At 67.1% G+C, this 20668-nt stretch carries 16 protein-coding genes and 1 pseudogene; 6 read left to right on the forward strand and 11 right to left on the reverse strand.

Annotation, left to right across the window (positions count from 1 at the left end):
- The first annotated feature begins 63 nt into the window (after positions 1-63).
- Positions 64-2004, forward strand: coding sequence for a hypothetical protein (locus ACZ4O3_RS35880; protein ID WP_467726334.1), 1941 nt, complete (start codon positions 64-66; stop codon positions 2002-2004).
- Here ACZ4O3_RS35880 and ACZ4O3_RS35885 read toward each other — a convergent pair.
- The 8 genes from ACZ4O3_RS35885 to ACZ4O3_RS35920 all read right to left on the reverse strand — a co-directional run bounded on the left by ACZ4O3_RS35885 (position 1901) and on the right by ACZ4O3_RS35920 (position 11027).
- Positions 1901-3889, reverse strand: coding sequence for an acetoacetate--CoA ligase (locus ACZ4O3_RS35885; RefSeq protein ID WP_467726335.1), 1989 nt, complete (start codon positions 3887-3889; stop codon positions 1901-1903). The genes ACZ4O3_RS35880 and ACZ4O3_RS35885 overlap by 104 nt on opposite strands.
- Before the next feature lie 107 nt (positions 3890-3996).
- On the reverse strand, positions 3997-5151 hold the full coding sequence (locus ACZ4O3_RS35890) for a thiolase family protein (protein WP_467726337.1): 1155 nt from the start codon (positions 5149-5151) through the stop codon (positions 3997-3999).
- A gap of 9 nt (positions 5152-5160) precedes the next feature.
- Positions 5161-5295, reverse strand: a complete 135-nt coding sequence (locus ACZ4O3_RS35895) for a hypothetical protein (protein WP_384992923.1) — start codon at positions 5293-5295, stop codon at positions 5161-5163.
- A 298-nt stretch (positions 5296-5593) separates the two neighbouring features.
- Positions 5594-6769 carry an alpha/beta hydrolase family protein gene (locus ACZ4O3_RS35900; protein WP_467726339.1) on the reverse strand — a complete coding sequence of 392 codons (1176 nt, stop codon included), beginning with the start codon at positions 6767-6769 and terminating at the stop codon, positions 5594-5596.
- Between the two features lie 66 nt (positions 6770-6835).
- A complete protein-coding gene (locus ACZ4O3_RS35905; RefSeq protein WP_467726360.1) occupies positions 6836-7804 on the reverse strand; it encodes a cyclase family protein in 969 nt (322 codons plus the stop codon).
- 17 nt (positions 7805-7821) lie between these two features.
- A complete protein-coding gene (locus ACZ4O3_RS35910) occupies positions 7822-8940 on the reverse strand; it encodes an FAD-dependent oxidoreductase (RefSeq protein WP_384992916.1) in 1119 nt (372 codons plus the stop codon).
- A gap of 25 nt (positions 8941-8965) precedes the next feature.
- Positions 8966-9895, reverse strand: coding sequence for a VOC family protein (locus ACZ4O3_RS35915; RefSeq protein ID WP_467726341.1), 930 nt, complete (start codon positions 9893-9895; stop codon positions 8966-8968).
- A 166-nt stretch (positions 9896-10061) separates the two neighbouring features.
- A complete protein-coding gene (locus tag ACZ4O3_RS35920) occupies positions 10062-11027 on the reverse strand; it encodes a LysR family transcriptional regulator (protein WP_467726343.1) in 966 nt (321 codons plus the stop codon).
- A gap of 606 nt (positions 11028-11633) precedes the next feature.
- On the opposite strand from ACZ4O3_RS35920, the gene ACZ4O3_RS35925 reads away from it, so the two are divergent.
- From ACZ4O3_RS35925 to ACZ4O3_RS35945, 5 genes and pseudogenes are all read left to right on the forward strand, one after another.
- Positions 11634-11825 carry a ferredoxin gene (locus ACZ4O3_RS35925; RefSeq protein WP_384992908.1) on the forward strand — a complete coding sequence of 64 codons (192 nt, stop codon included), beginning with the start codon at positions 11634-11636 and terminating at the stop codon, positions 11823-11825.
- A 44-nt stretch (positions 11826-11869) separates the two neighbouring features.
- Positions 11870-13030 (forward strand): NAD(P)/FAD-dependent oxidoreductase, encoded by a 1161-nt coding sequence (locus ACZ4O3_RS35930; RefSeq protein ID WP_467726345.1) that lies wholly within the window; start codon positions 11870-11872, stop codon positions 13028-13030.
- Positions 13027-14217, forward strand: a complete 1191-nt coding sequence (locus ACZ4O3_RS35935; protein ID WP_384992903.1) for a cytochrome P450 — start codon at positions 13027-13029, stop codon at positions 14215-14217. The genes ACZ4O3_RS35930 and ACZ4O3_RS35935 overlap by 4 nt, the downstream gene beginning before the upstream one ends.
- A 182-nt stretch (positions 14218-14399) precedes the next feature.
- Positions 14400-14630: pseudogene (locus tag ACZ4O3_RS35940) on the forward strand (acyl-CoA dehydrogenase family protein); the annotation flags it as partial.
- 2 nt (positions 14631-14632) lie between these two features.
- Positions 14633-15391: an SDR family NAD(P)-dependent oxidoreductase gene (locus ACZ4O3_RS35945; RefSeq protein WP_467726362.1), complete on the forward strand. Its 759-nt coding sequence runs from the start codon at positions 14633-14635 to the stop codon at positions 15389-15391.
- 270 nt (positions 15392-15661) lie between these two features.
- Here ACZ4O3_RS35945 and ACZ4O3_RS35950 read toward each other — a convergent pair whose 3' ends face one another.
- The 3 genes from ACZ4O3_RS35950 to ACZ4O3_RS35960 all read right to left on the reverse strand — a co-directional run bounded on the left by ACZ4O3_RS35950 (position 15662) and on the right by ACZ4O3_RS35960 (position 20028).
- The gene (locus ACZ4O3_RS35950) at positions 15662-18109 is read right to left on the reverse strand and encodes a SpoIIE family protein phosphatase (protein ID WP_467726347.1); all 2448 of its coding nucleotides are present in this window, start codon (positions 18107-18109) and stop codon (positions 15662-15664) included.
- Between the two features lie 691 nt (positions 18110-18800).
- On the reverse strand, positions 18801-19454 hold the full coding sequence (locus ACZ4O3_RS35955; RefSeq protein ID WP_384992899.1) for a mycothiol-dependent nitroreductase Rv2466c family protein: 654 nt from the start codon (positions 19452-19454) through the stop codon (positions 18801-18803).
- 220 nt (positions 19455-19674) lie between these two features.
- A complete protein-coding gene (locus ACZ4O3_RS35960; protein ID WP_467726349.1) occupies positions 19675-20028 on the reverse strand; it encodes a MerR family transcriptional regulator in 354 nt (117 codons plus the stop codon).
- Positions 20029-20668: the final 640 nt, after the last annotated feature.

Raw genomic sequence — 20668 nt, forward strand, 5'->3', positions numbered from 1 at the left:
TGAATTGTAGGCCCTGTCAATACCTGCCGAAGAAATCACCAGAGTTTTCTGCACATCACCGGAATGAAGATCCGGCGGGAAGTAAACGTCGAAAAGAAGGAAAAGGCCATGGACACGCTGACGCGTCCAACACTGCTGCACGCCGTGCTGGAAAAGCGCCAGTGGCTACGATTTGAGGTGTTTCAGCGACAGCTGAAGGACGCCGGCGCCCGGGCAGCGGCGCACTACCGGAATCCACGCCTGGCCACCGTGGACACCACGAAGACCACCTTCAAACGGTGGCTGGTCGGGGAGCAAGCACCTCGCGGGGACACAGTCACGGTCCTCGAATTCTGGCTCGGCCACAGTGTGCAGGAACTCCTGGGCCCGGCCACGATGCGGAAAGGTGTACTCGCCCGCGTTCCTCACGATGTGTCGCTGGCCGCCGTACACCGCTTCGACGTCCGTTTCGACAGCTCGCATCTGTCCGTCAACGGGCCGTTGCCAGGCGCAGGAGGGGCGTGGCACCTCGACGGTCTGCGGATCTTGGACGGGACATCCGTCGCGGTCCAGATGTACGAGGCGGAGCCGCGGGGGGACACCGTGGTGATCGGGCCTGAGGACTGGGAACACCTCCGATACTTCACCCGGGCTCGTCGCAGGGCTCTGCTCATCGCGGCACTGGGGGCGCGCGGGGAAGATGACCTCTACGTCATGGACGCCGCCCACGCTCGGCGTCAGCTGTTGATGCCGGTCGACAGGCTGCCGATTCCAGGCGCCTACCGGCTCGACGAGTTCGTCTACGCCTTGCTCTGGGCGGCGTTGAACGTGGACGACAGTCTCCTGGCCGACGACCAGGCCCTCCATGTCGAGCAACAGCGTCTGGAAGCCCACCTCGCCCAACTACGGTCTGCGGCCGCTCGTGCCGCCTACCCCGACCTCACGGAGGTCGGAGCGGCCTGGCTCGGATCGCATGCATGCGCGACGTATCTGCGGCGCCACCTGGGCCCCGCCGATGCCGCCCCCGTGCTGTGGTCGAGGGTTCAGTACGGCGGGCAGGCCGCCGGCTGGTTGTTGTTCGCCGAACGGCACCAGGTACTGCAGTTGATGCAGGAGTGTTCCGTCGGCGTCGAGGGGACGGCAGGCTGTGTCTTCGGCATCCCCGAACCCGCGGTCAAGGACAGCGAGCCGTACGAACGGCTTTTGCTGCTGCTCGCTATGGCCCTGATGGAGTCCTACGGCCTGACGGTGCACATACACAGGGAACGGGCACACTCCGACACGGCGGAACTCATCATCGCCCCGCAGCACCTTGCCATCGTCGCCGACTGGCTGAGCCCGGACGCCGTCTGGCATATCGACAGCACGACGAGCAGGAGTGAGATCAACTCTCTGGCTCATGCCGTCGATCAGGCGCGGTCCCACAGCATCACCTCCGGCCGCACCCCGCACGAGAGGCTGCGTCAAGCCGCCGACTACCTTGATTGTGACTGGAATTGGCTGGCCAGGCGATGCCGGGAATTGAGTACGTACGGTATCGAAGGTCTGCTGCACCTGCGAAGCCATCTGATCCAGACCGGCGGCATCGAGCGCGCTCTCTTCTTTCTCGGTGAATCCGCCGCGTCCAGATGGAGCCGGAGGAGTCCCGAGGGGTGCGCTGAGCGGTGGAGTGACCCCCGAGATTCCGACACCTGGACGCTGGATGTTTCGTCATCCAGGGGAAGTGATCCATGGTGGCAAAACGGAGGAATTTCCCGGACGAGTTCAAACGGGAGTGGATCCACTCGACCATCGGCTACCTCACCCCACACCAGGCCAGGACCCCCTACAGACAACGGTTCCACCTTGCCGCATAAAACGAAAGTGTCGGACCTCAAGGGGTCACTCCAGCAGGGCCAGAACCCAAGAACTTCATCAGTCTTCAGGTGCGGCGATACTGTTCGAAGACGCGCAACGCCTCGGGGTTTTCGAGGGAGCCTGGGTTTACCGCCTGATCCACTGGAGTTCCGGCCAGGATCCGCTTGACCGGTACCTCGATGCGCTTGCCGGTGAGGGTGTGGGGGACGGCCGGCACGGCGATGATCTCGTCCGGTACGTGACGCGGTGACAACTTGGTGCGCAACGCGTTCGAGATGGCGGCGCGCAGGTCGTCGTCCAGGGTCGTGCCCTGCGCGAGGACCACGAACAGCGGCATCCAGTAGCCGCCGTCCGGCTGTTCCAGGCCGATGACGAGAGATTCCTTGATCTGCGGCATCCGCTCCACGACTTCGTAGATGTCGGAGGAGCCCATTCGGACGCCCTGCCGGTTGAGGGTGGAATCCGAGCGGCCGTGGATGACGACCGTTCCACGGGAGGTGTGGGTGATCCAGTCCCCGTGGCGCCAGACGCCGGGGAACATGGCAAAGTAGCTGTCGCGGTAGCGCTGATCGTCCGGATCGCTCCAGAAGTACAGCGGCATGGACGGCGTCGGCCTGGTCACGACCAGTTCGCCGACCTCGTCGACGACCCGCTTGCCATCCTGGCTCCAGGACTCGACGGCGACACCCAGGTTCGGTGCCTGGATCTCACCGAGGTGGACCGGAAGCGTGGGCACGCCACCGACGAAAGAACCGCAGACATCGGTGCCGCCGCTGACCGAGACGAGCCAGATGTCCGCGCTGATCTCGTCGTAGATCCACCGGAAGCCGTCCGGCGGCAGCGGCGAGCCGGTGATGCCGATCGCGCGCAGGTCGGCCAGGTCCAGGTCCTGGCCGGGGTGGACTCCGGCCTTGCCGCAGGCCATGACGTAGGCGGCGGAGGTCCCGAACACGTTGGTGCCGGTGTCGGCTGCAACGCGCCACTGCGCGTCGGCAGCCGGGTATCTGGGGCTGCCGTCGTACGTGACGATACTTGCGCCCACGAGCAGGCCGGCCAGCAGATAGTTCCACATCATCCACCCCGTCGAGGTGTACCAGAAGAACCGGTCGCCGGGTCCGAGATCGAGGTGGAGGCCCGCCTGCTTGAGGTGGTCGACGGTGATGCCACCGTGGCTGTGCACGATGGCTTTGGGCAGGTCTGTGGTGCCCGAAGAGTAGAGCACCCACAGCGGGTGGTCGAACGGCAGCTGCTCGAAGACCGGCTCGGCGGGCGCCGCCGTGAGACCCTCCCACTCCCGGGCTCCCGCGGGGGCGGCGAAACCGAGTACGGGAATGTGCACCACCTGACGCACCGACGGAAGTTCGTCGCGCAGTTCCTTGACGACGGCACGCCGGTCGTGTTCCTTACCGCCGTAGCGGTATCCGTCGACCGCGAACAGGACTACCGGCTCGAGCTGCTGGAAGCGGTCGAGGACACTGCGCGCACCGAAATCGGGTGCGCAACTCGTCCAGACAGCGCCCACCGCTGCGGTCGCCAGCAGCGCCACGACGGCCTGCGGGATGTTGGGCACGTAGGCGGCCACGCGGTCGCCAGGCCGGACTCCCAGAGCACGCAACTCGGCTGAGACCGAACCGACTTGGCGGCGCAGCTCGGACCAAGTGGTGGCGACGGGTTCGGGCGTGCGCTCGTCGACGTGGATGATCGCGGGGGTGTCGGCGATGTTCGAGTCCTCGCCGTGACGCAGCGCATGCTCGGCGTAGTTGAGCGTGGCCTCGGGAAACCACCGGGCGCCGGGCATGGCAGTACTGCTGAGCACCGTGGTCGGCGGCCTGGTGAAGCGGACGTCGAACCACTCGGTCACGGCCCGCCAGAAATCCTCCAGACGCTCGACGGACCAGCGGTGAAGGGTGGCGTACGCGGCTTGCGGCGACAGCCCGGCCGTTTGGGGTGCACCGTGGTGCGCCGCCGCGAACTGCTGGAAGGCGCTCAGGCGGGAGGAGGCGGCGCGGGCCGGATCGGGCGTCCACAGGAGAGGTGGGAGTTCGGTGCTCATGGGTACTGGCTCCGGTTCGGGCGTGCTCGCACGTCGGTGGGCGGGGCGGTCTCGTGGATGCGGCGACTACGCGGCGAAGGCGCCGAGGGGTGTGGAGTGTCGGTGTGTCAGAGCAGTTCGAGGACGGTGGCGTTGGCCATACCGCCGCCCTCGCACATGGTCTGGAGGCCGTAGCGGATGCCCTGGTCCCGCATATGGTGGACGAGCGTGGTCATGAGGCGTGCGCCGGACGCGCCCAGCGGGTGGCCGAGTGCCATGGCGCCGCCGTTGGGGTTGAGCCGTGACTCGTCGGCACCGGTCTCCTTGAGCCAGGCCAGGGTCACGGAAGCAAATGCCTCGTTGACTTCGAAGGCTCCGATGTCGTCGATACGGAGCCCGGAGCGGGCCAACGCCTTGGCGGTAGCGGGAATGGGTCCCTTCAACATGGTCACCGGGTCGCATCCCGTCGCGACCGCCGTGTGTACCCGTGCGATCGGCTGCCAGCCCTGGGCGCGGGCGAAGGCGCTGGTGGTGACGAGTACGGCTGCAGCGCCGTCGGAGATCGGGGAGGCGTTGCCCGCGGTGATGGATCCATCGGGAGAGAACGCGGGTTTGAGCCCGCCCAAGGTGTCCAGGGTGCCCCCGCGGCGGATGCCCTCGTCCTCGGTGAAGAGGTTGCCGTCCGGCAAGGGCACCGGAACGATCTGACCGGTGAACCGGGACGTGTCGGTGGCACGGGCGGCCTTGGCGTGCGACTCGAGCGCGTGGCGGTCCATGTCCTGGCGCGTGATGCCGTACTCGTCGGCAATCATCTGCGCGCCCGTCCCCTGGTGGAAGTCGTCGACGCGGTAGCGGGCGAGAGCGGCCGGGCCGTAGGGGCGGCCGAACTCCCCAGCGGAGAAGGGGGAGCCGATCGGGACGCGGCTCATGGACTCGACGCCGCCGGCAACGGCCACGTCGTACTGGCCGGAGATGACACCTGCCGCCGCGAAGTGAACGGCCTGTTGGGAGGAGCCGCACTGTCGGTCCACGGTGACCCCCGGAACCGACTCCGGCCAGCCGGCCGCCAGGACCGCGTAGCGGCCGACGTTCGCGGTCTGCTCGCCGACCTGCGAGACGCAGCCCCATACGACGTCGTCGACCGAACTTGGCTCAAGCCTCGTCCGCTCGGTCAAGGCGCGCAGGACGTGCGCGGACAAGTCCACTGGATGTAGACCGGACAGTGCCCCGTTGCGTTTGCCGATCGGGGTGCGGATGGCGTCGACGACAACCGCGTCGCGCATGGCGACTCCTCACTCGTAGTAACTCGGTTCTTGCTCGCTCTGCACGGCCGCCGCGGGGCAGTTGGGGTTTCGGGGATGGTCTTTGAGCGCCCGGATCAGGTTTGTAAACTCGGCGGGCTTCGCCTGGATCTCGGCGTCGACCATGGCCGCCTGTGCCTCGGGCGACCGAAACCGCCGGCCTCACGGAGTCTCAGGTCGATCAAGTCCAGGCCACGCCGAAGGGGAACGGGAGCCGCTATGGACCAGGGTCATGTCGCGTCTCAGGAAGGGGACTGCGCAGGCCACGCGGCTTTCTCGCCCGGTACTGGTGCACGTGCCGGTACCGACGCTCGAACGCCTGCGGATGCTTCGGGGTTTCCACAAGGTCAGCAGCCGGGCATGGCTGGTCGTGCTCGTTCTTCGTACGGGGGACTGCCCTCCCTGCCGTCCTGATCCGGAAGGGTCAGGACCGGGCAGCGGTCAGTTCCGCCACGGTCTCACCGATCCAGTCACAGATGTAGTCGCGTACGACAGGGACGTTGTCGATACTGCAGTGCTCGACGCCACCCTCGCGCTCGGTGAAGATCTTCAGGTCGCGCTTGGGGCTGTTGACCAGGTCGTTGTAGAGGTCCTGGGCGTAGTGGACCGGGATCTGCCGATCGTTGGATCCGTGGACCACGAGGAACGGCACGGAAATCCTGTCGACGATGCCGCGCAGAGTGATCTTCGGCGCGAGGTCGAGGAACTCGTCTAGGTCCTGGCAGCCCCACACCCACTGGACGTGCTCCCAGTAGTGCGGCACAGGCCGGGCGCCCTGGTTTTTGAGGCGCTGCAACTGCACGTGGCCCCAGTCGTAGTTCGAGCCCCAGGCGACTCCGAAGCGGATGCGCGGTTCGAACGCGGTGGCCCTGGGGCCGTAGTAGCCGCCGAGGGACCAGGCCAGCATGCCGACCATGTCCTCGTCGACCTCGGACCTGGTGGTGAGGTAGTCGATGCAGGCCGCTGCCCAGCGCTCGGTGTCGGGAGTGGCGGTGAGCCGGCGCAGCCGCAGCGCCTCGCCAGCTCCGGGGGTGTCCACCACGAGGGTGGCGATGCCGCGACGACGTAGCTCGTCGGGCGTCCCGGTGCCGTAGATCTGCTCTTTGGTGCTGTCCAGTCCGTTGAAGAAGAGGACGCAGGGGACCGAGCCGCTCTTCTCCCCGGCACCTTCCGGAAGAGTGAGGATGCCGGGCAGACTCGAGCCCTCGTAGGGAATCTCGACCCGCTCGGCGGGCTGGTCGGTGAGTTCCAGGTACCGGGCGAAGCAGTCCAGCGTTTTGCGGTAGACGGCCTTACGGGGTTCGTAGCTGTGGGCTTGCATACGCTCCGCCGTCTGGTAGTAGACGGCGGCCCGGTGGTACTTCTGGCCGGCACTGCGCCGACGCTGGTGCTTCTCGTCCTCCTGAGCAAGCCCGACCAGGGTGTCCGCCACGGAGCACCAGGAACGGAAGAATGCCTGGGTTGCCTCGTCCTCACGGCCCTCGGGGAGGTCACGGAGGGGCTGGCAGGCCACATCGACCTCACCGATCTGCCCACCTACGGCCAGGGCGATTCCGACGGAGAGGTTCCAGACGTATTTGTCCGGAAACGGTTCGAACATGCTGGGCCCAGCCTTTCGTTGCTCTGCGAAGCTTGTGGCTCTGTGGTGTTCGTCGAGCGGGTGGCGCTACTTGATTGCCAGGGCGCTGACCGGTGCGCCCGAGGCGCCCGTGAGCGGGAGAGGGGACGCGACGAACATGAACTCGTAGACGCCGTCCTCTGCGCAGTCAGCCGCCAGTGCGTCCAGATCGAACATCTCACCGAAGGCGATTCCGCCGTGCACCAGCGAGACGATGTGCAGTGGCTGGAAGTAGGAGATCTCGTTCGGGCGGACTTCCAGTCCCCAGGTGTCGGTGGCCACTGCGGCGATGTTGTGCTCGCGCAGCCATGGTGCCGTGTGCAGCGACAGCCCGGGAGCATGGCCGCCGGCGTAATCGCCCCAGTTGCCTCGGCGAGCAGCCATGAAGCCGGTCCGTACGAGAAGGGCGTCGCCGGGCGCCACGTCGAGGTCGTGAGCCGCGAGGAATTCCGTGATGTCCGTGGCCGTGATCGCCTCGCCGGGCTGCAGCGACTCGACGCCGCGGTGGGCCGGCAGGTCCACCAGCACGCCCCGCATCACGATGCGGCCGGTGTAGTTCTCGATCCCGTTCGTCCGCGCACCCTTGCTGGTGACCTGGTCGGCAGGGCGACCGTTCCACATCTTCCCTTTCCAGAAGATGTGGGACAGCGAGTCCCACTGAGTACCGCACTGCGTGGGCATTACCAGCACATCGTCGGAGAAGCCGATCCCCTTGGCGGGGCCCCAGCCGGCAGGCAGCACTTCCTGTGCACCCGTGACGTGGTCCGTTCCGGTTGCGGTCAGGTACAGCTGCGGGTTGTTGCGGAAGCCCCCGGGCTGGGGGCCGCGCTGGTCGTAGGGCAGGCTGAGCGGGATGGTTCTGCCCCGCCGCACCAACTGGGCTGCGGCGCGGACCTGTTCGTGGCCGACCAGGTTCAGGGTGCCGATCTGGTCATCCTCGCCCCAGCGACCCCAGTTGGAGCAGATGTCGATGTAGTGCTGCAGCAGCCGGAAGTCGTCGTCCTCGGGTACGTCCATGGCGGTGGTGTCTTCCATCAGAAGGGTCCGGCGAGCTTCTCGAAGGCCGCAGCGATCACACCTTGGTGGTCGGCGCCGGGTGTGCCGGGGTGGGTCTGCCAGTAGCTGAGCTGGTTGCCGGTCTCGACGACGAACTTGCAGCGTGGGTGCCGGCGGTCGCTGTAGCCGTTCAGGGCCTCGTCCAGCGTGGGGGCGGTGGCCAGCGCCTCGGCGAGCGCGACCGCGTCCTCCAGACACATGGCCGCACCGGCGGCCAGGTGTGGAGTCGGGCAGTGTGCGGCGTCGCCCGTGAGGGCGACCCGACCGCGGTACCAGGGAGCGGGAACCACCATGGTCTCGAAGGAGGTGTAGTTGATCTGCTCCGGTTCGCGGATGTCCTCGCGGACTAGCGCTGCGATGCCACCGAAAGGCTCGATCCGCTTGCGGGCCAGCTCCACCAGCTCGGCGCGATCCGGGCGGTAGCCCTCCTCGACCGGGAACGTGATGTACATGTACATGCGGTCGGGCGCAGTCGGTGTAAACCCGATGAAGACGTCACCGACGGTGTGAAACTGGATCTCGGAGACCACCTCGGCCGGACGCGGCAGTACCACCCGCAGGATGCCCTGGCCCTGGAACTCAGGCGTCATGTGGCCGAAGACCAGATCACGAACGGTGGATCGGAAGCCGTCTGCTCCGATCAACACGTCGTAGACCTCGGTCGCGCCGGTGTTGAACTCGACGGTCACGCCGTCCGCGTCCTGCTCGACACGGACCGGCGAGGTCCCGGTACGAACGGTGGTGCCTTCCACCGCCGCACGGTCGAGGAGGATGCGGTGCAGTGTGGGGCGCATCATGCCGATCATGCCGGGCTCGTCGGAGCCGACGGGCGAGGGAAGCGGGAAGCTGGAGTCCAGGGTGCCGTCGGCCTTGTAGGTGTCGAAGTCGGAGATCCCGAAGCCGTTGGCGAGGCATTCGTCGTACACACCGAGCTTGTCCAGGGCGCGCAGTGCGGCGCCGATGAGTGTGATGCCGCTACCGAGGGTCTCGACGCGCTCCTGCCTCTCGACGAGGTCGACCTCGTCTCCCTGCCGCGACAGGAGCAGGGCGGTGGCCAGCCCGCTGATGCCACCGCCGACTATCAGAACTCTTGTCATCTCGGTGATTCCTTTCCTGGGTCGGCTAGAGAGGGGAGGGGGTCCACAGCCCTTGGTCGGGGGAGTTGAACATCGCCGGGACCATCGGTTCGAACGGCCCAGCGGTACCCCACTGGTCCGCGACGTCCGGTTCGGTGGAGAAGGTGCGCGGCTGCCAGGTCTCGTCGTCCTCGATCCGCTCGAGTTCGGTGGTGTACTCGACGACGTTGCCCACCGGGTCGGTGAAGTAGGTGAACGTGTTGTCGCCCGCGCTGTGCCGGCCGGGCCCCCACACCGGTTCCTTGCCCTGGCGGATCAGTCGTCCGGTCCCGCGCATGAACTCGTCGATGCCGCGCATCTCGAAAGACACGTGGTTGAGCGACGTGTGCGGCCCCTGACCGATAGCGAGGATGTGGTGATCCTCCCGAACGCGCATGAAGCACATGCGATCCTCGAGCCAGTCGGAGAGCCGGAAGCCGAGGTGCTGCTCGTAGAACCGCTTGGTGGCCTGAACGTCGGGAGAGTTGATCACGACGTGGCTCAGCTTCTGCGGGATCGACTCCCGCGGCTCCAGGGCGCGGGAAGCCCGCTGTTCGACATCGCTGGAGACCTCGATGAGCCGGCCGTCCGGGTCGAAGAACCGGAACCCGTAGCCGCCACCCGGTGTGGCCATGGTGCCGGGCTCGGTCGCCAGCCGCACTCCTGCCGATCCGAGTCGCTGGGCGAGCGCGTCGACTTCCGAGGAGTTCTCTGCGGCGAACGCGATCAGGTCCACCCTCTTGGCGGCGTCCTCGCGCACCCGGAGGATGTACTGCTCAGGGTGCCCGGGCGTGGCGAAGAAGACGACGTCCGACTCCTTGTGCGCCACCTCAAGGCCCCAGGCCGTGCGGTAGAATTCGGCGGTCTTCTTGAAGTCGGGAACGGCGAGTGCTACATGCCGCACGCGGGTGATCGGTGACTTCGCTGCCTGTTTCATGGGTCCCCACTTCGATGGGCCATCCGTGGCATCGACAGGGACCACGAGCGTGCCGCCGCGATGGGCACGCCGGGCAAGCGGGTGCGCTGGCGTCTCCGAACCGGGCGCGGGTCCTGTCGATGACATGGGACGTTAACCGCGCCGACACGTAAGTGGTTAGCGATGACTATCGATGCGATACATCAGCGTCGTCGATGTGATGACCGCCAGCCTGGTTCTCCAACACTTCAGCAGCACGCAGGACCCGCGCGCGCAGCCATTGGTGCCCCGGGTCGGCATCGGCGCCCGGAGACCAGAACATTGCCTCGCGCATCGGCCTGAGGGGGAAAGGAGGATCAAGCAGCCGGATGCCCACCTGGTCGGCGAAGTACCGGCCGAGTCGCTCGTGGAGCAACGCCATGAGCCGAGAACCGGGAAGCATCAGCGGCTGAATGACGAAACTCTGGGTGCCGATCTCGATCGGGCGGTCGAGGCCCAGTTCGAGGAAGCGAAGTTCGCTGACCGTGCGGAGCGATGCTCCGCCGTAGGACACGTATGGCAGCGTGCGGAATTGTTCCTCGGTCATACGCTCTCCCACCTCTGGATGGTCGCGGTCGACCGCACACACCAGACGGTCGGTGAACAGTCCTGCCGAGTTGGCCTGAAAACCCTCCGGCACCAGCTCCTCGGGGTAGATGAGAAGGTCGAGCTGCGACCGGCTCATCTGCTCGCGGAAATCCGCAGAAATGGGCCGGACGACGAAGCGGATGTTCGGCGCTTCCCCCTCCAGCTCGGACAGGAGCCGACGGAGCAGGAGCAGCAGAACGTAGTCGCTGGCCATGACGGTGAACGTCCGGCGATCGGTCTGCGGGTCGAACGTGCGGCTGGCGCGTACCGTGGATTCGATCGTGTCCAGCGCGTCCCGGATCGGCTCGATCAGCTGGAGTGCCCGGACCGTCGGGACGAGGAGTCTGCCCTCGCGTACCAGCAGTGGGTCGTTGAAGAACTTGCGTAGCCGAGCGAGTGAGGCACTCATCGCCGGCTGTCCGACGGACATGCGCTCGGCGGCCTTCGTGACGCTCTGCGCGGCCATCAGCGCGTCGAACGACAGCAGCAGATTCAGGTCGAGCCTATGCAGCTCTTCACGGTCCATCACGCCATCCTTCCTCCTGCCCCCCCGCGGGGCCGGGCTCAGAGATGTCCGCCGCTCGGGGACAGGTCCCGGGGCTGCAGGGTCCCCACCTGTCCGGTCTCACGACGCGGCGGACCGTCTGCCAAGAGCCTATGAACGCGCTGACAGGGAAACATCGACGTCGTTGATGACAGCCATCGACGATAATCGCCTTTTGTCGCAGGGTATACGGCCTTACCGTCCTCGGCATGAACCGCATCCCGGGTGAAGCTGGCCCCTCCGACCGGGTGATCGATTCATACGAGGGCAACAGGGCGCGACGCCTGTCGTGGACAACGGTGGCGTCACCTTCCTCACCGCCGCGAGGTGTCCGGAACCTCACGTCCCGCACATCCGTTCACGCGGCCAGCGTACGGCTGGACCTGATCGCCCTGGGCGACGAGGAGTCGGCGCCCGCCGATGAGCTGCTCAGCAGTTCCATCGGGTCCGGGGCACGAACCGGCCGCCAACAGGGCTCCCTGGACACACCGAGCGCGCGCTCCGGCTTCCGGTCCCTGGGGGCGTCTGAAACGCCCGTAGCAAGCCCGGATCTTGAGTATCCGGAACGTCATCAGTGAAGGAGTCGCCGTGAAAATCAGTGTGGACCGCAGTCGGTGCGAGGGATACGGGTTCTGCGAGTCGAAGGCTCCTTCCCTGCTTCACCTTGACGATGACGGTGAGCTCGTCATCGATCAGCCGACGGTGCCCGCGGACTTGGCGGAGTCGGTGACGGCCGCCGTCCGTAGTTGCCCGGTCGCCGCGCTGTCGCTCGACGGCTGAAGGTGGCGGCCAACATGGACTCCCGACGGGGGAGGATCGTGGTCGTGGGCGCCTCCATCGCTGGTCTGACGGCGGTCGAGGAACTGCGTCGGCTCGGTCATGAAGGTCAGATCACTCTGCTGGGAGACGAGAAGGCGGCACCCTACGCCCGCCCGCCACTGTCGAAGGCGATCCTCCGCGGAGAGGCGGCGCTGTCCGATGCGGACCTTCCGGCTCTGGCGGCCGGGGCCGCGGAATTCGTGCCGGGCGCAAGGGTCCGTTCAGTGAGTACCGAGCTACGACGGATCTGTCTGGATGACGGCGAGACCCTTCCATACGACGGCCTCGTGATCACCACCGGCGCCCGAGCGCGGACGCTGGCCGACCTGGGCGGCGTACATGATTCCCGTATTCGCGAACGAGTGCTGCGCACCGCGGATGATTGCGCCAGGCTCCGGGACGAGTTCGCCTCGCGCCCGTCCGTGGTCATCGTGGGCGCCGGGGTCATGGGGATGGAGATCGCCTCGGCCGCGGCCCGGATGAGTCTGGACGTCACCGTCGTCGATCAAGCGCCGCCGATGCTCGCCCAATGCGGCCCCTACCTGTCGCAGATGTTCACGGCTGCGGCCGAAGGCGCCGGAGTCAAGATCGTTCTTGACTCGGGCGGCGCCAGTCTGGTCCACCGGGACGGCATGACGGCGGTACGGCTTTCCGATGGCCGTTCGATAGCGGGTGACCTCGTGGTTACCGCTGTCGGCTGCCTGCCGAACACCGAGTGGCTCGCCGGGACGGGGCTCGCCGACAGAGGAGGGCTGCGGGTGGACTCCCGCTGCCGGGTCACCCCGGAGATCGTCGCGGCGGGTGACGTGGTCGCGTTTCCCTTCGGGGATCGTGTCCGCCGCACGCCGCTTTGGTCCAATGCGGTCGAACAGGCCCGAGCAGCCGCGTCGGCCCTGCTCAGGGGTGACGACTGCGACATCCATCGACCGATGCCCTACTTCTGGACCGAACAGTTCGGCTTGGCCGTCAAGGTCTGCGGGCAGCTGCCGGTGATCGGGGAACCGGAGGCTGTCAAGGGCTCGATGGCCGACGGCAAGGCCCTGCTGCAATGGCGGCAGGAAGGCCGACCGTGTGCGGCCGCCGCGGTCAACTATCGCATCCCCGTCTCGAGACTTCACCAGCTCGCGGCGCAGAGCGCCGCCGTCCAGGAAGAAGGCAGTCAATGAAGACGTCCGTCTCACCCCGATCCTTCGATGACATCGACCTGTTCTCCGACGCCCTCTTGGACGACCCCTACCCCGCCTACGCATCGCTTCGGGACGAAGCGTCGGCCGTGTGGCTGCCGACAACGGGAGTGTGGGCCATCCCTCGGTATCGCGAGGTCCGCGAGATCCTGGGCGATTGGGAACGCTTCACCTCTGCAGAGGGCGTCGGTTTCAACGACGACGTGAACGCGGCAATGGCCGGCACGGTTCTCGCGTCCGACCCGCCGTTGCATGACACGCTTCGCGGTGTTCTCGCCGAGCGGCTGAGCCCCCGTGCCCTGCGCAAGCTCAGTGTCGACATCCGCAGCCAGGCGGACGCGCTTGTCGATCGCCTCGTTCGCAGAGGATCGTTCGATGCAGTCGGTGATCTGGCGCAGGTGTTCCCACCTTCGATCGTCGCCGACCTCATCGGCATCCCGCACGATGTGCGGCCCCGCCTGCTGCCCTGGGGGGACGGGTGGTTCAACGCGATGGGCCCGCGTAACGCTCGTATGGCCGACGCGTTCCCGTTGGTCAATGAGCAGTTCGGTTGGCTGCACAGCGTCCAGGGCACCGACCTGCTGGAAGGAAGCATGGGCCGGGCGATCTTCGAGGCAGCTGACGCCGGACTGATAGAACGGGCATCGGCTCCCATCCTGCTGGCGGCTTACACCAGTGCGGCCATGGACACCACCGTCAACGCCATCGGTTCAGCGGTCTGGTTGTTCACCCGCTTTCCCGAGCAATGGGACTTGCTTCGTGCGGACGCCAGCCTCATCCCGGCTGCGTTCAACGAGGTACTCCGTCTCGAAAGCCCTGTCCAGTCGTTCACCCGGGTCACCCGGCAGCCGGTGGAATTCGACGGGGTACAGGTACCCGCTGGTGCTCGCGTCGTCGTCATGTACGGGTCGGCGAACCGCGACGAACGGCACTACGGCGATACTGCCGGCACCTTCGATATCACTCGGGACGCCGCCGATCACCTTGCGTTCGGTTACGGCCTGCACGGCTGCGCGGGCCAGGGCCTGGCCCGCCTTGAGGCACACGCCGTCCTGGCGTCACTCGCCGAACGGGTTACCCGATTCATTCCGGCTGGTGAGCCAACACGCCATCTGAACAACACCGTCCGCGGGCTCGCCGAAATGAACATTACGGTAGAAACCATCTGATATTTCGCCCGTATGCGGTCGACCCGGGCCGCTGCGAACGGCCTTGCCGTCATTGCTTCAGCCGGTCAGCTCCGGAGGTACCGTCTTCCGTTCCGGACTCGCCGCTCCAGACAAGTGGAGCGGATCGGAAGCGATTGTCTTTGCGGACAAGGAGTCGTTCGTGATCGAACGGCGCGTTCTGAGCGCCGACAGCCAAGCTCACGGCGACGGACAACGCCATGAAGGTGACCACGGACGCCGTGCAGGTCCTCGGGGGGTACGAGTACACCCCTGACTTTCCCATGGAGCGTTACGTGCGCGAGGCCAAGGTCATGCAGATCTTCGAAGGAACCAACCAGATCCAACGCATGATCATCTCCCGTGCGCTGGACCGCGACGGGGGCGGTGTGCTCACCGTCCTCGGCAAGGAGTGATGATGCAGCTCGACAACACCGCAGCCCTCGTCACCGGCGGTGCGTCCGGCCTCGGCGCGGCCACCGTGAAGGCGCTCGCGCAGCGCGGCGCCCGGGTCTTCGCCCTCGACCTCGAGGACGGCATCGGCAAGGCGCCCGAGGTGCCCGGCGTGACCTACGTGTCCGCCGACGTCACCGACCCCGGGCAGGTGGGCGCCGCCGTCGCCGTCGCGGCGGGCTCCGGTGCCGCGCTGCGCACGGTCGTCAGCTGCGCCGGCATCGGCCCGTCCGCGCGGATCTTCGGCAAGAAGGGCGTGCACGACCTCGCTCTGTACGCCAAGGTCGTCCAGATCAACCTGATCGGCACGTTCAACGTACTCGCGCTCGCTGCCGAGACCATCGCCGCGACGGAGGCTGACGAGCACGGCCAGCGGGGCGTCATCGTCAACACCGCGTCCATCGCGGCGTACGACGGCCAGGTCGGCCAGGCCGCCTACGCGTCCTCCAAGGGCGGCGTGGTCGGCCTGACCCTGCCCGCCGCCCGGGACCTGGCGCAGTACGGCATCCGCGTGTGCACGATCGCCCCGGGCATCGTGGAGACGCCGATGCTGGCCACGGTGTCGGACGAGTACAGGGGCCGCCTCGCGGCGGGCGTGCCCTTCCCGCGCCGCCTGGCCCGTCCCGAGGAGTACGCCCAGCTGGCTCTGTCGATCGTCGACCACGACTACCTCAACGGCGAGACCATCCGCATGGACGGCGCCCTGCGGATGGCCTCCCGATAGACGGGGCCCGCGGCGTCCGGCGCGACACGTCGCACGGTGAAGTGCCGTCCGCATACCCGGGGGGCGGGAGATTCAGGCAACGCGGTGAGGCGCCGTGCCTGCAGGCGCCTACCCGGCACGGCGCCTCGCCGGGCCCGGGGAACGCCGCGGGCCGGACAGACGTTTGCGGCACACCCTGGAAGGCCAGGGCGCGGGCACCCAGGTAAAGCTCGGGTTTCGTCCGTTGTCCGCGTGGTGTGAACGCGAGCGAGTCCCCGGTTTCCGCTGGGCTCACGGGGAGGGGAGGGTCTGCTTCGCCCAGATGGTTTTGCCCTGATCGGTCTGGCGGGTGCCCCAGGCTGCTGTGAGCTGCGCGACCAGGAGCAGGCCGCGACCGCCTTCGTCGAAGGTGTGGGCGCGGCGCATGTGAGGGGCGGTGCCACTGGCGTCGGAGACCTCGCAGATGAGGTCGCCGTCGTAGATCAGCCGCAGCTGTATGGGGGGCTGTCCGTATCGGATCGCGTTGGTGACGAGTTCACTCACGACCAGTTCGGTGACGAAGCCGGCGTCGTTCAGTTCCCAGGCGTCCAGTTGGGCTGCAGCACTCATTCGGGCTTGGGCGACGGCGACCGGGTCCGCGGGTATATCCCAGGTCGCGACCCTGTCGGCGTCCAGCGCTTTTGTACGGGCGATGAGCAGAGCGACGTCGTCGGCCGGCCGGCCGGGCAGCATGACGGCCAGTACGGCGTCGCACAGGTCGTTCAGGGAGGCGGGGGGATGGGTAAGGGCCTGGCGGAACAGGGACAGGCTGAGGTCGACGTCCCGCTCGCGGGATTCGATCAGCCCGTCGGTGTAAAAGGCGAGGAGGCTGCCCGCAGGCAGTTCGATGTCGGTCGCCTCGAAGGGGAGTCCACCCAGACCCAGTGGGGGCCCGACGGGCAGGTCGAGGAGTTTCACGGTGCCGTCGGGGGTGACCAGGGCTGGTGCCGGGTGTCCGGCGAGGGCGATCGTGCAGTGACGGGACACCGGGTCGTACACGGCATACAGGCAGGTCGCGCCGATATCTCCGGTGGCTTCCGCCCCGACCTGCGCCTCGAGACGCGGCGGCTGGGTATCTTTCGCTTCAGTGGTCAGGCGGGCGACGATGTCGTCGAGATGAGTGAGCAGCTCGTCGGGGGGCAGGTCGATGTCGGCGAGGGTGAGCACGGCGGTGCGCAGCCGGCCCATGGTGGCGGAGGCGTGGATGCCGTGGCCCACGACATCGCCGACGACCAGGCCGACCCTGGCGCCGGACAGAGCGATGACATCGAACCAGTCCCCGCCCACCCCTGCCCGGGCACCGGCCGGAAGGTAGCGGGAGGCGACTTCGACAGCGGCCTGTTCGGGCAGGGCCTGTGGCAGCAGGCTGCACTGCAGGGTGACCGCGGTGGCGCGTTCACGCGTGAAGCGGCGGGCGTTGTCGATGCAGACCGCCGCCCTGGCGGCCAGTTCCTCGGCCAGCAGCAGGTCGTCCTCGCGGAACACCTCGGGGTGCTGGTGTCGGACGAAGACGACGACGCCCAAGGTGGTACCGCGGGCGGTCAGGGGCACTGTGATCGCCGAGTGGATGCCGAAGTCGTGGACCCGGGCGGCCCGGGAGTGAGCCACGACCGTCCATTCGGTGATCGCTGGGTCAGTCGCGAGATGCAACAGAGCGCGTCCTGACCTGAGACTCTCAACCGGAGGGGAACCCTCCGGATAGCAGTCCACCTGCCCCGGGGCGACGACCGCCTCGGGGGTTCCCGGGTTCACTGACCTGTGGGCGACGCGCCGCAACACGACGGGACCGTGCGGCGAGACCGTCCCCGGACTCGGCTCGTGCACCCCGAGGGAAGGCAGCAGGTCGACGCTGACGAAGTCGGCGAATTCCGGGATGACCACATCCGCCAGTTCCTGGGCCGTCTGTGTCACGTCGAGGGTGCTGCCGATACGAGTACTGGCGTCCGCGAGCATCATCAGCCGCTTACGGGCCCAGTACTGCTCGGTCATGTCATGAGCGGCCAGGCCTACGCCCAGAACAGTACCGGCCTCGTTCTTCAGCGGAGTGACGACGATCGACCAGGCGTGCTCGCGGGTCTCACCGAGGCTCCTCCCGTAGACCTCCATGACCTTCGGCTCGCCGGTCTCCAGCACCCGCAGCATGGACCGCTCCACCTCGGCCGCCGTCGGATGGTCCATGAACTCCGGAAGCCGCAGTCCGCGCATGTCGTCCTCATGGAGGCCATATGCACGGCCGTAAGCCTCGTTGGCCCGGCACAGGCGCAGCCCGGTATCGAACAAGGCCATGAAGCAACCCGCGACCTGCTCATGGTGCAGTCCCACAAGAGCCTGACCATCGGGTCGGGGAAGCGGTTCCCTCGGGGCGGAGACCAGGAACCAACTGCCGGGCCGCCCGCCGCCCGCCGCCCTCCTGTGCGCCAGGACACGGACCTCCAGGCGGTGGCCGCTGCGGTGCCGTAGGGCGATCCGGCCGTTCCACCTGGGCAGCCGGGCGAGGTGCCGCAGTTCCCCCTTGCCGATCCTCTCAGCCAGCAGATCAGCCGCAGGCCGTCCCATGATCTGTGTGGGCGAGTACCCCAGCAATGCCTCGGCCCCCGCATTCCACCCCGTCACGATGCCGTGCTCGTCGATGGTCACGTGTGCACTGAGCGTCTCGTCGAAGATGGATGCGGGCGACCCCGGCACCTGGTCGGCGCTCATGCGCTGCTTTGTGGTTGGCTGCTTCATGGTTGATCATCTCGCTCTCCGAAGATCTCTAACGCTCTCCGGTCGCGCGACATCAGGGGTCAAACCTGGATGAAAGGCATCATATGCGCGATTATTGCGTATTTGTTCTACCGGGCTGGCTGCGATAGGCGCCTGCGGACTGCCCTACGACGGCCGGCATGCGGATCCGTACCGTCGCAGACCTGGTTTCTGTGCTGTGAGGCGGGCAAGGCCCCTCCTGCGCCTGTCGTACTTCCTGGACAGACATGGCAGGACAACCGAGGTTCGCGGCACCTGGCGGCAGGCCGTCGATGCGGGCCACGACGTGTGGTTCCGTTCATCGAGTTCCTCAAGAGTCACCGGATGCACGACGAGGCCTTCCGAGCGCGTGACTCATCTGCGGCGGCGTGCGATAGTCGGCGCCGGTCCAGCCGGGAGGGGCTGTGTGGACGGGCCTCTTCCGGGTCGGCAGAGGTCAAATCGCGCGACGGCAAGTGACGTTCGCCCTCTTTCGGCGGACCACCCTTGGGTGAAGCTGCGGGTGCCCCTTCGGCCAGCGGTCCAAAGACAGGGCAGAGCCGGACTTCGGCACTCCGGGGGGAAAGTGCCGAAGTCCGGCTTGGGAACAGCCCGACGCGGGGAGTGGCGACGGGCTGGCGGTCTGCAGGCGGCGGCCCTCGTGTCCCTACAAGTTGCTGAAGTCAGGTCCCTTGGTGCGAGTGCGCTTCAACTCGTAGAAGCCCGGCAGGGAGGCGACGAGGAGCGTGCCGTCCCACAGCTTCGCGGCCTCCTCGCCCAGGGGCGCCGGGGTGACGACCGGACCGAAGAAGGCGATCTGCTCACCGTCCGCCCCGGGAACAGCGATCACGGGGGTGCCCACCTCCTCGCCGACCTTGTCGATGCCTTCCTTGTGCGAGGCGCGCAGCTCGGCCTCGAACTCGAAGTCCTCCTGATCGGCGTAGTCGATGAGGTCGGCAGGCAAGCCGACTTCATCGAGCGCTCCGGAGATCGCCTTCTTCGTCAGCCCCATCCCCTCGTTGTGGATGCGAGTGCCGAGCGCGGTGTAGAGCGGTCCGAGGACGCCGGAGCCGTGCTTCTGCCAGGCCGCAGTGACCACACGCACCGGGTACCACATCGAGGCGCCCGTTTCGCGAAGCGTAGCCGGTGCCTGGTCCATCTTCGACTCGTTCAGCACAGCCAGGCTCATGACATGCCAGCGGATCTCGATGTCCCTGACCTTCTCGACCTCCAGAACCCACCGCGAGGTCATCCACGCCCACGCGCACAACGGGTCGAACCAGAAATCCACGGGGGTCTTGGCGGAAGTCTGCTCGGACATGTTGCTCCTCGATCAGGCATATCAGCTCATCTGGTGGTCAGACCAGTATGGGCAGGGCTGGCTCGGAGTGTCAACGACGATGCTCTTCGTCTGTCGTTCAGTGGTGCCGTGGCAGCGAGTCGGCCCTTGCCTGCGCCCGCCGGTGGTCCCACCCGAGATTTCACTGGCCACGCGCTGTGGATGGGGTGTCCCTCACGGGACACGGGCCCGCGGCCCGGTGTCACTGCTTGCTGATGGCGTTCAGGTAGTCGTCCAGGGCCTGCAGGTTCCTCGTCAGGCACTCTAGGCGCTCGGCCATGCGGCTGCGCTCTTGCCGAATCCGAGCCACGAAATCCTGGGCCGGGTACTGCGAGCTCGCCGCCTCGGCCAAGCAGGGCAGCACGGCCCTAATGATCTCGGTCGTCAGCCCCGCGTCCAGCAGGCTGCGAATCTGCCGGACCCTCGCATCGTGGGACTCGTTGTAGTAGCGGTAGCCGTTCTCCTCCCTCCTCGGACTGAGGAGGCCCTGCTCCTCGTAGTAGCGCAGCAGGCGAGTGGAAACGCCTGTGCGCTCGGACAGTTCCTTGATTCTCACCACAGCCTCCTGAGGCGATCTGGCTTCACGTTGATGTCAAGGTTGGACTCCGGGCGGGCCTCCGCGCAAGCGGAGGACACGACGTGAGCTCGGGGCGCAGTTGGGCGATCCGCAGGTGCGGGGCCTGGCGGGCAGGACGCGGTCGTCCATCGGGCCGCCCTCGAACGGGTGGCTGAGCATGGACATGGCGTAGGACTCCACCGAATCGCTCCGTGCGGCAGCGGGCCTCCGTGTTCGGGCGGTGCCGCGGCGGGTAGGAGCGGGCCGTGGGCCGCCGTACGGCGGCGAGGTTCAGCCCTTCGCGGGGCGAAGGCTTCGGCGGTGTCGGCCGTGCCGTCGGCTGCCGCCGGGCAGAGGTAGGCGTAGGCGGCCTGCAGATCGGGGTGGGCGAAGTGGAGGCGCGGCATGAGCGGTATCCCGGAAGGGGCGCGGGCATGCCGGAGGCCCCGTTACCGACGTGCGCCAAACGGGGTCTTCGAAACAATGCGGAGAGTGGGAGGCGGTCCGTGCTCCCGGCCAGTACGAGCGGGCGGGGCGATCTCGGGCTAGTACTCCAGCAGCACTTTGACGTTTTCCCTGTTCAGGGGCGGTCTGGGTGAGTGTAGAGGGCTGATGACCGGCCTGTGATCTCTTTCCCGGG

Source organism: Streptomyces sp. NPDC026515 (assembly GCF_055567595.1).

Coding starts and splice junctions, on each gene's coding strand:
- ACZ4O3_RS35905 (WP_467726360.1), bottom strand. CDS start 7,804: ATGGACGTACCCGAGGACGACGACTTCCGGCTGCTGCAGCACTACATC.
- ACZ4O3_RS35910 (WP_384992916.1), bottom strand. CDS start 8,940: ATGACAAGAGTTCTGATAGTCGGCGGTGGCATCAGCGGGCTGGCCACC.
- ACZ4O3_RS35950 (WP_467726347.1), bottom strand. CDS start 18,109: ATGAGCGCCGACCAGGTGCCGGGGTCGCCCGCATCCATCTTCGACGAG.
- ACZ4O3_RS35885 (WP_467726335.1), bottom strand. CDS start 3,889: ATGAGCACCGAACTCCCACCTCTCCTGTGGACGCCCGATCCGGCCCGC.
- ACZ4O3_RS35945 (WP_467726362.1), top strand. CDS start 14,633: ATGCAGCTCGACAACACCGCAGCCCTCGTCACCGGCGGTGCGTCCGGC.
- ACZ4O3_RS35880 (WP_467726334.1), top strand. CDS start 64: ATGAAGATCCGGCGGGAAGTAAACGTCGAAAAGAAGGAAAAGGCCATG.
- ACZ4O3_RS35920 (WP_467726343.1), bottom strand. CDS start 11,027: ATGGACCGTGAAGAGCTGCATAGGCTCGACCTGAATCTGCTGCTGTCG.
- ACZ4O3_RS35895 (WP_384992923.1), bottom strand. CDS start 5,295: ATGGTCGACGCCGAGATCCAGGCGAAGCCCGCCGAGTTTACAAACCTG.
- ACZ4O3_RS35915 (WP_467726341.1), bottom strand. CDS start 9,895: ATGAAACAGGCAGCGAAGTCACCGATCACCCGCGTGCGGCATGTAGCA.
- ACZ4O3_RS35900 (WP_467726339.1), bottom strand. CDS start 6,769: ATGTTCGAACCGTTTCCGGACAAATACGTCTGGAACCTCTCCGTCGGA.
- ACZ4O3_RS35890 (WP_467726337.1), bottom strand. CDS start 5,151: ATGCGCGACGCGGTTGTCGTCGACGCCATCCGCACCCCGATCGGCAAA.
- ACZ4O3_RS35935 (WP_384992903.1), top strand. CDS start 13,027: ATGAAGACGTCCGTCTCACCCCGATCCTTCGATGACATCGACCTGTTC.
- ACZ4O3_RS35955 (WP_384992899.1), bottom strand. CDS start 19,454: ATGTCCGAGCAGACTTCCGCCAAGACCCCCGTGGATTTCTGGTTCGAC.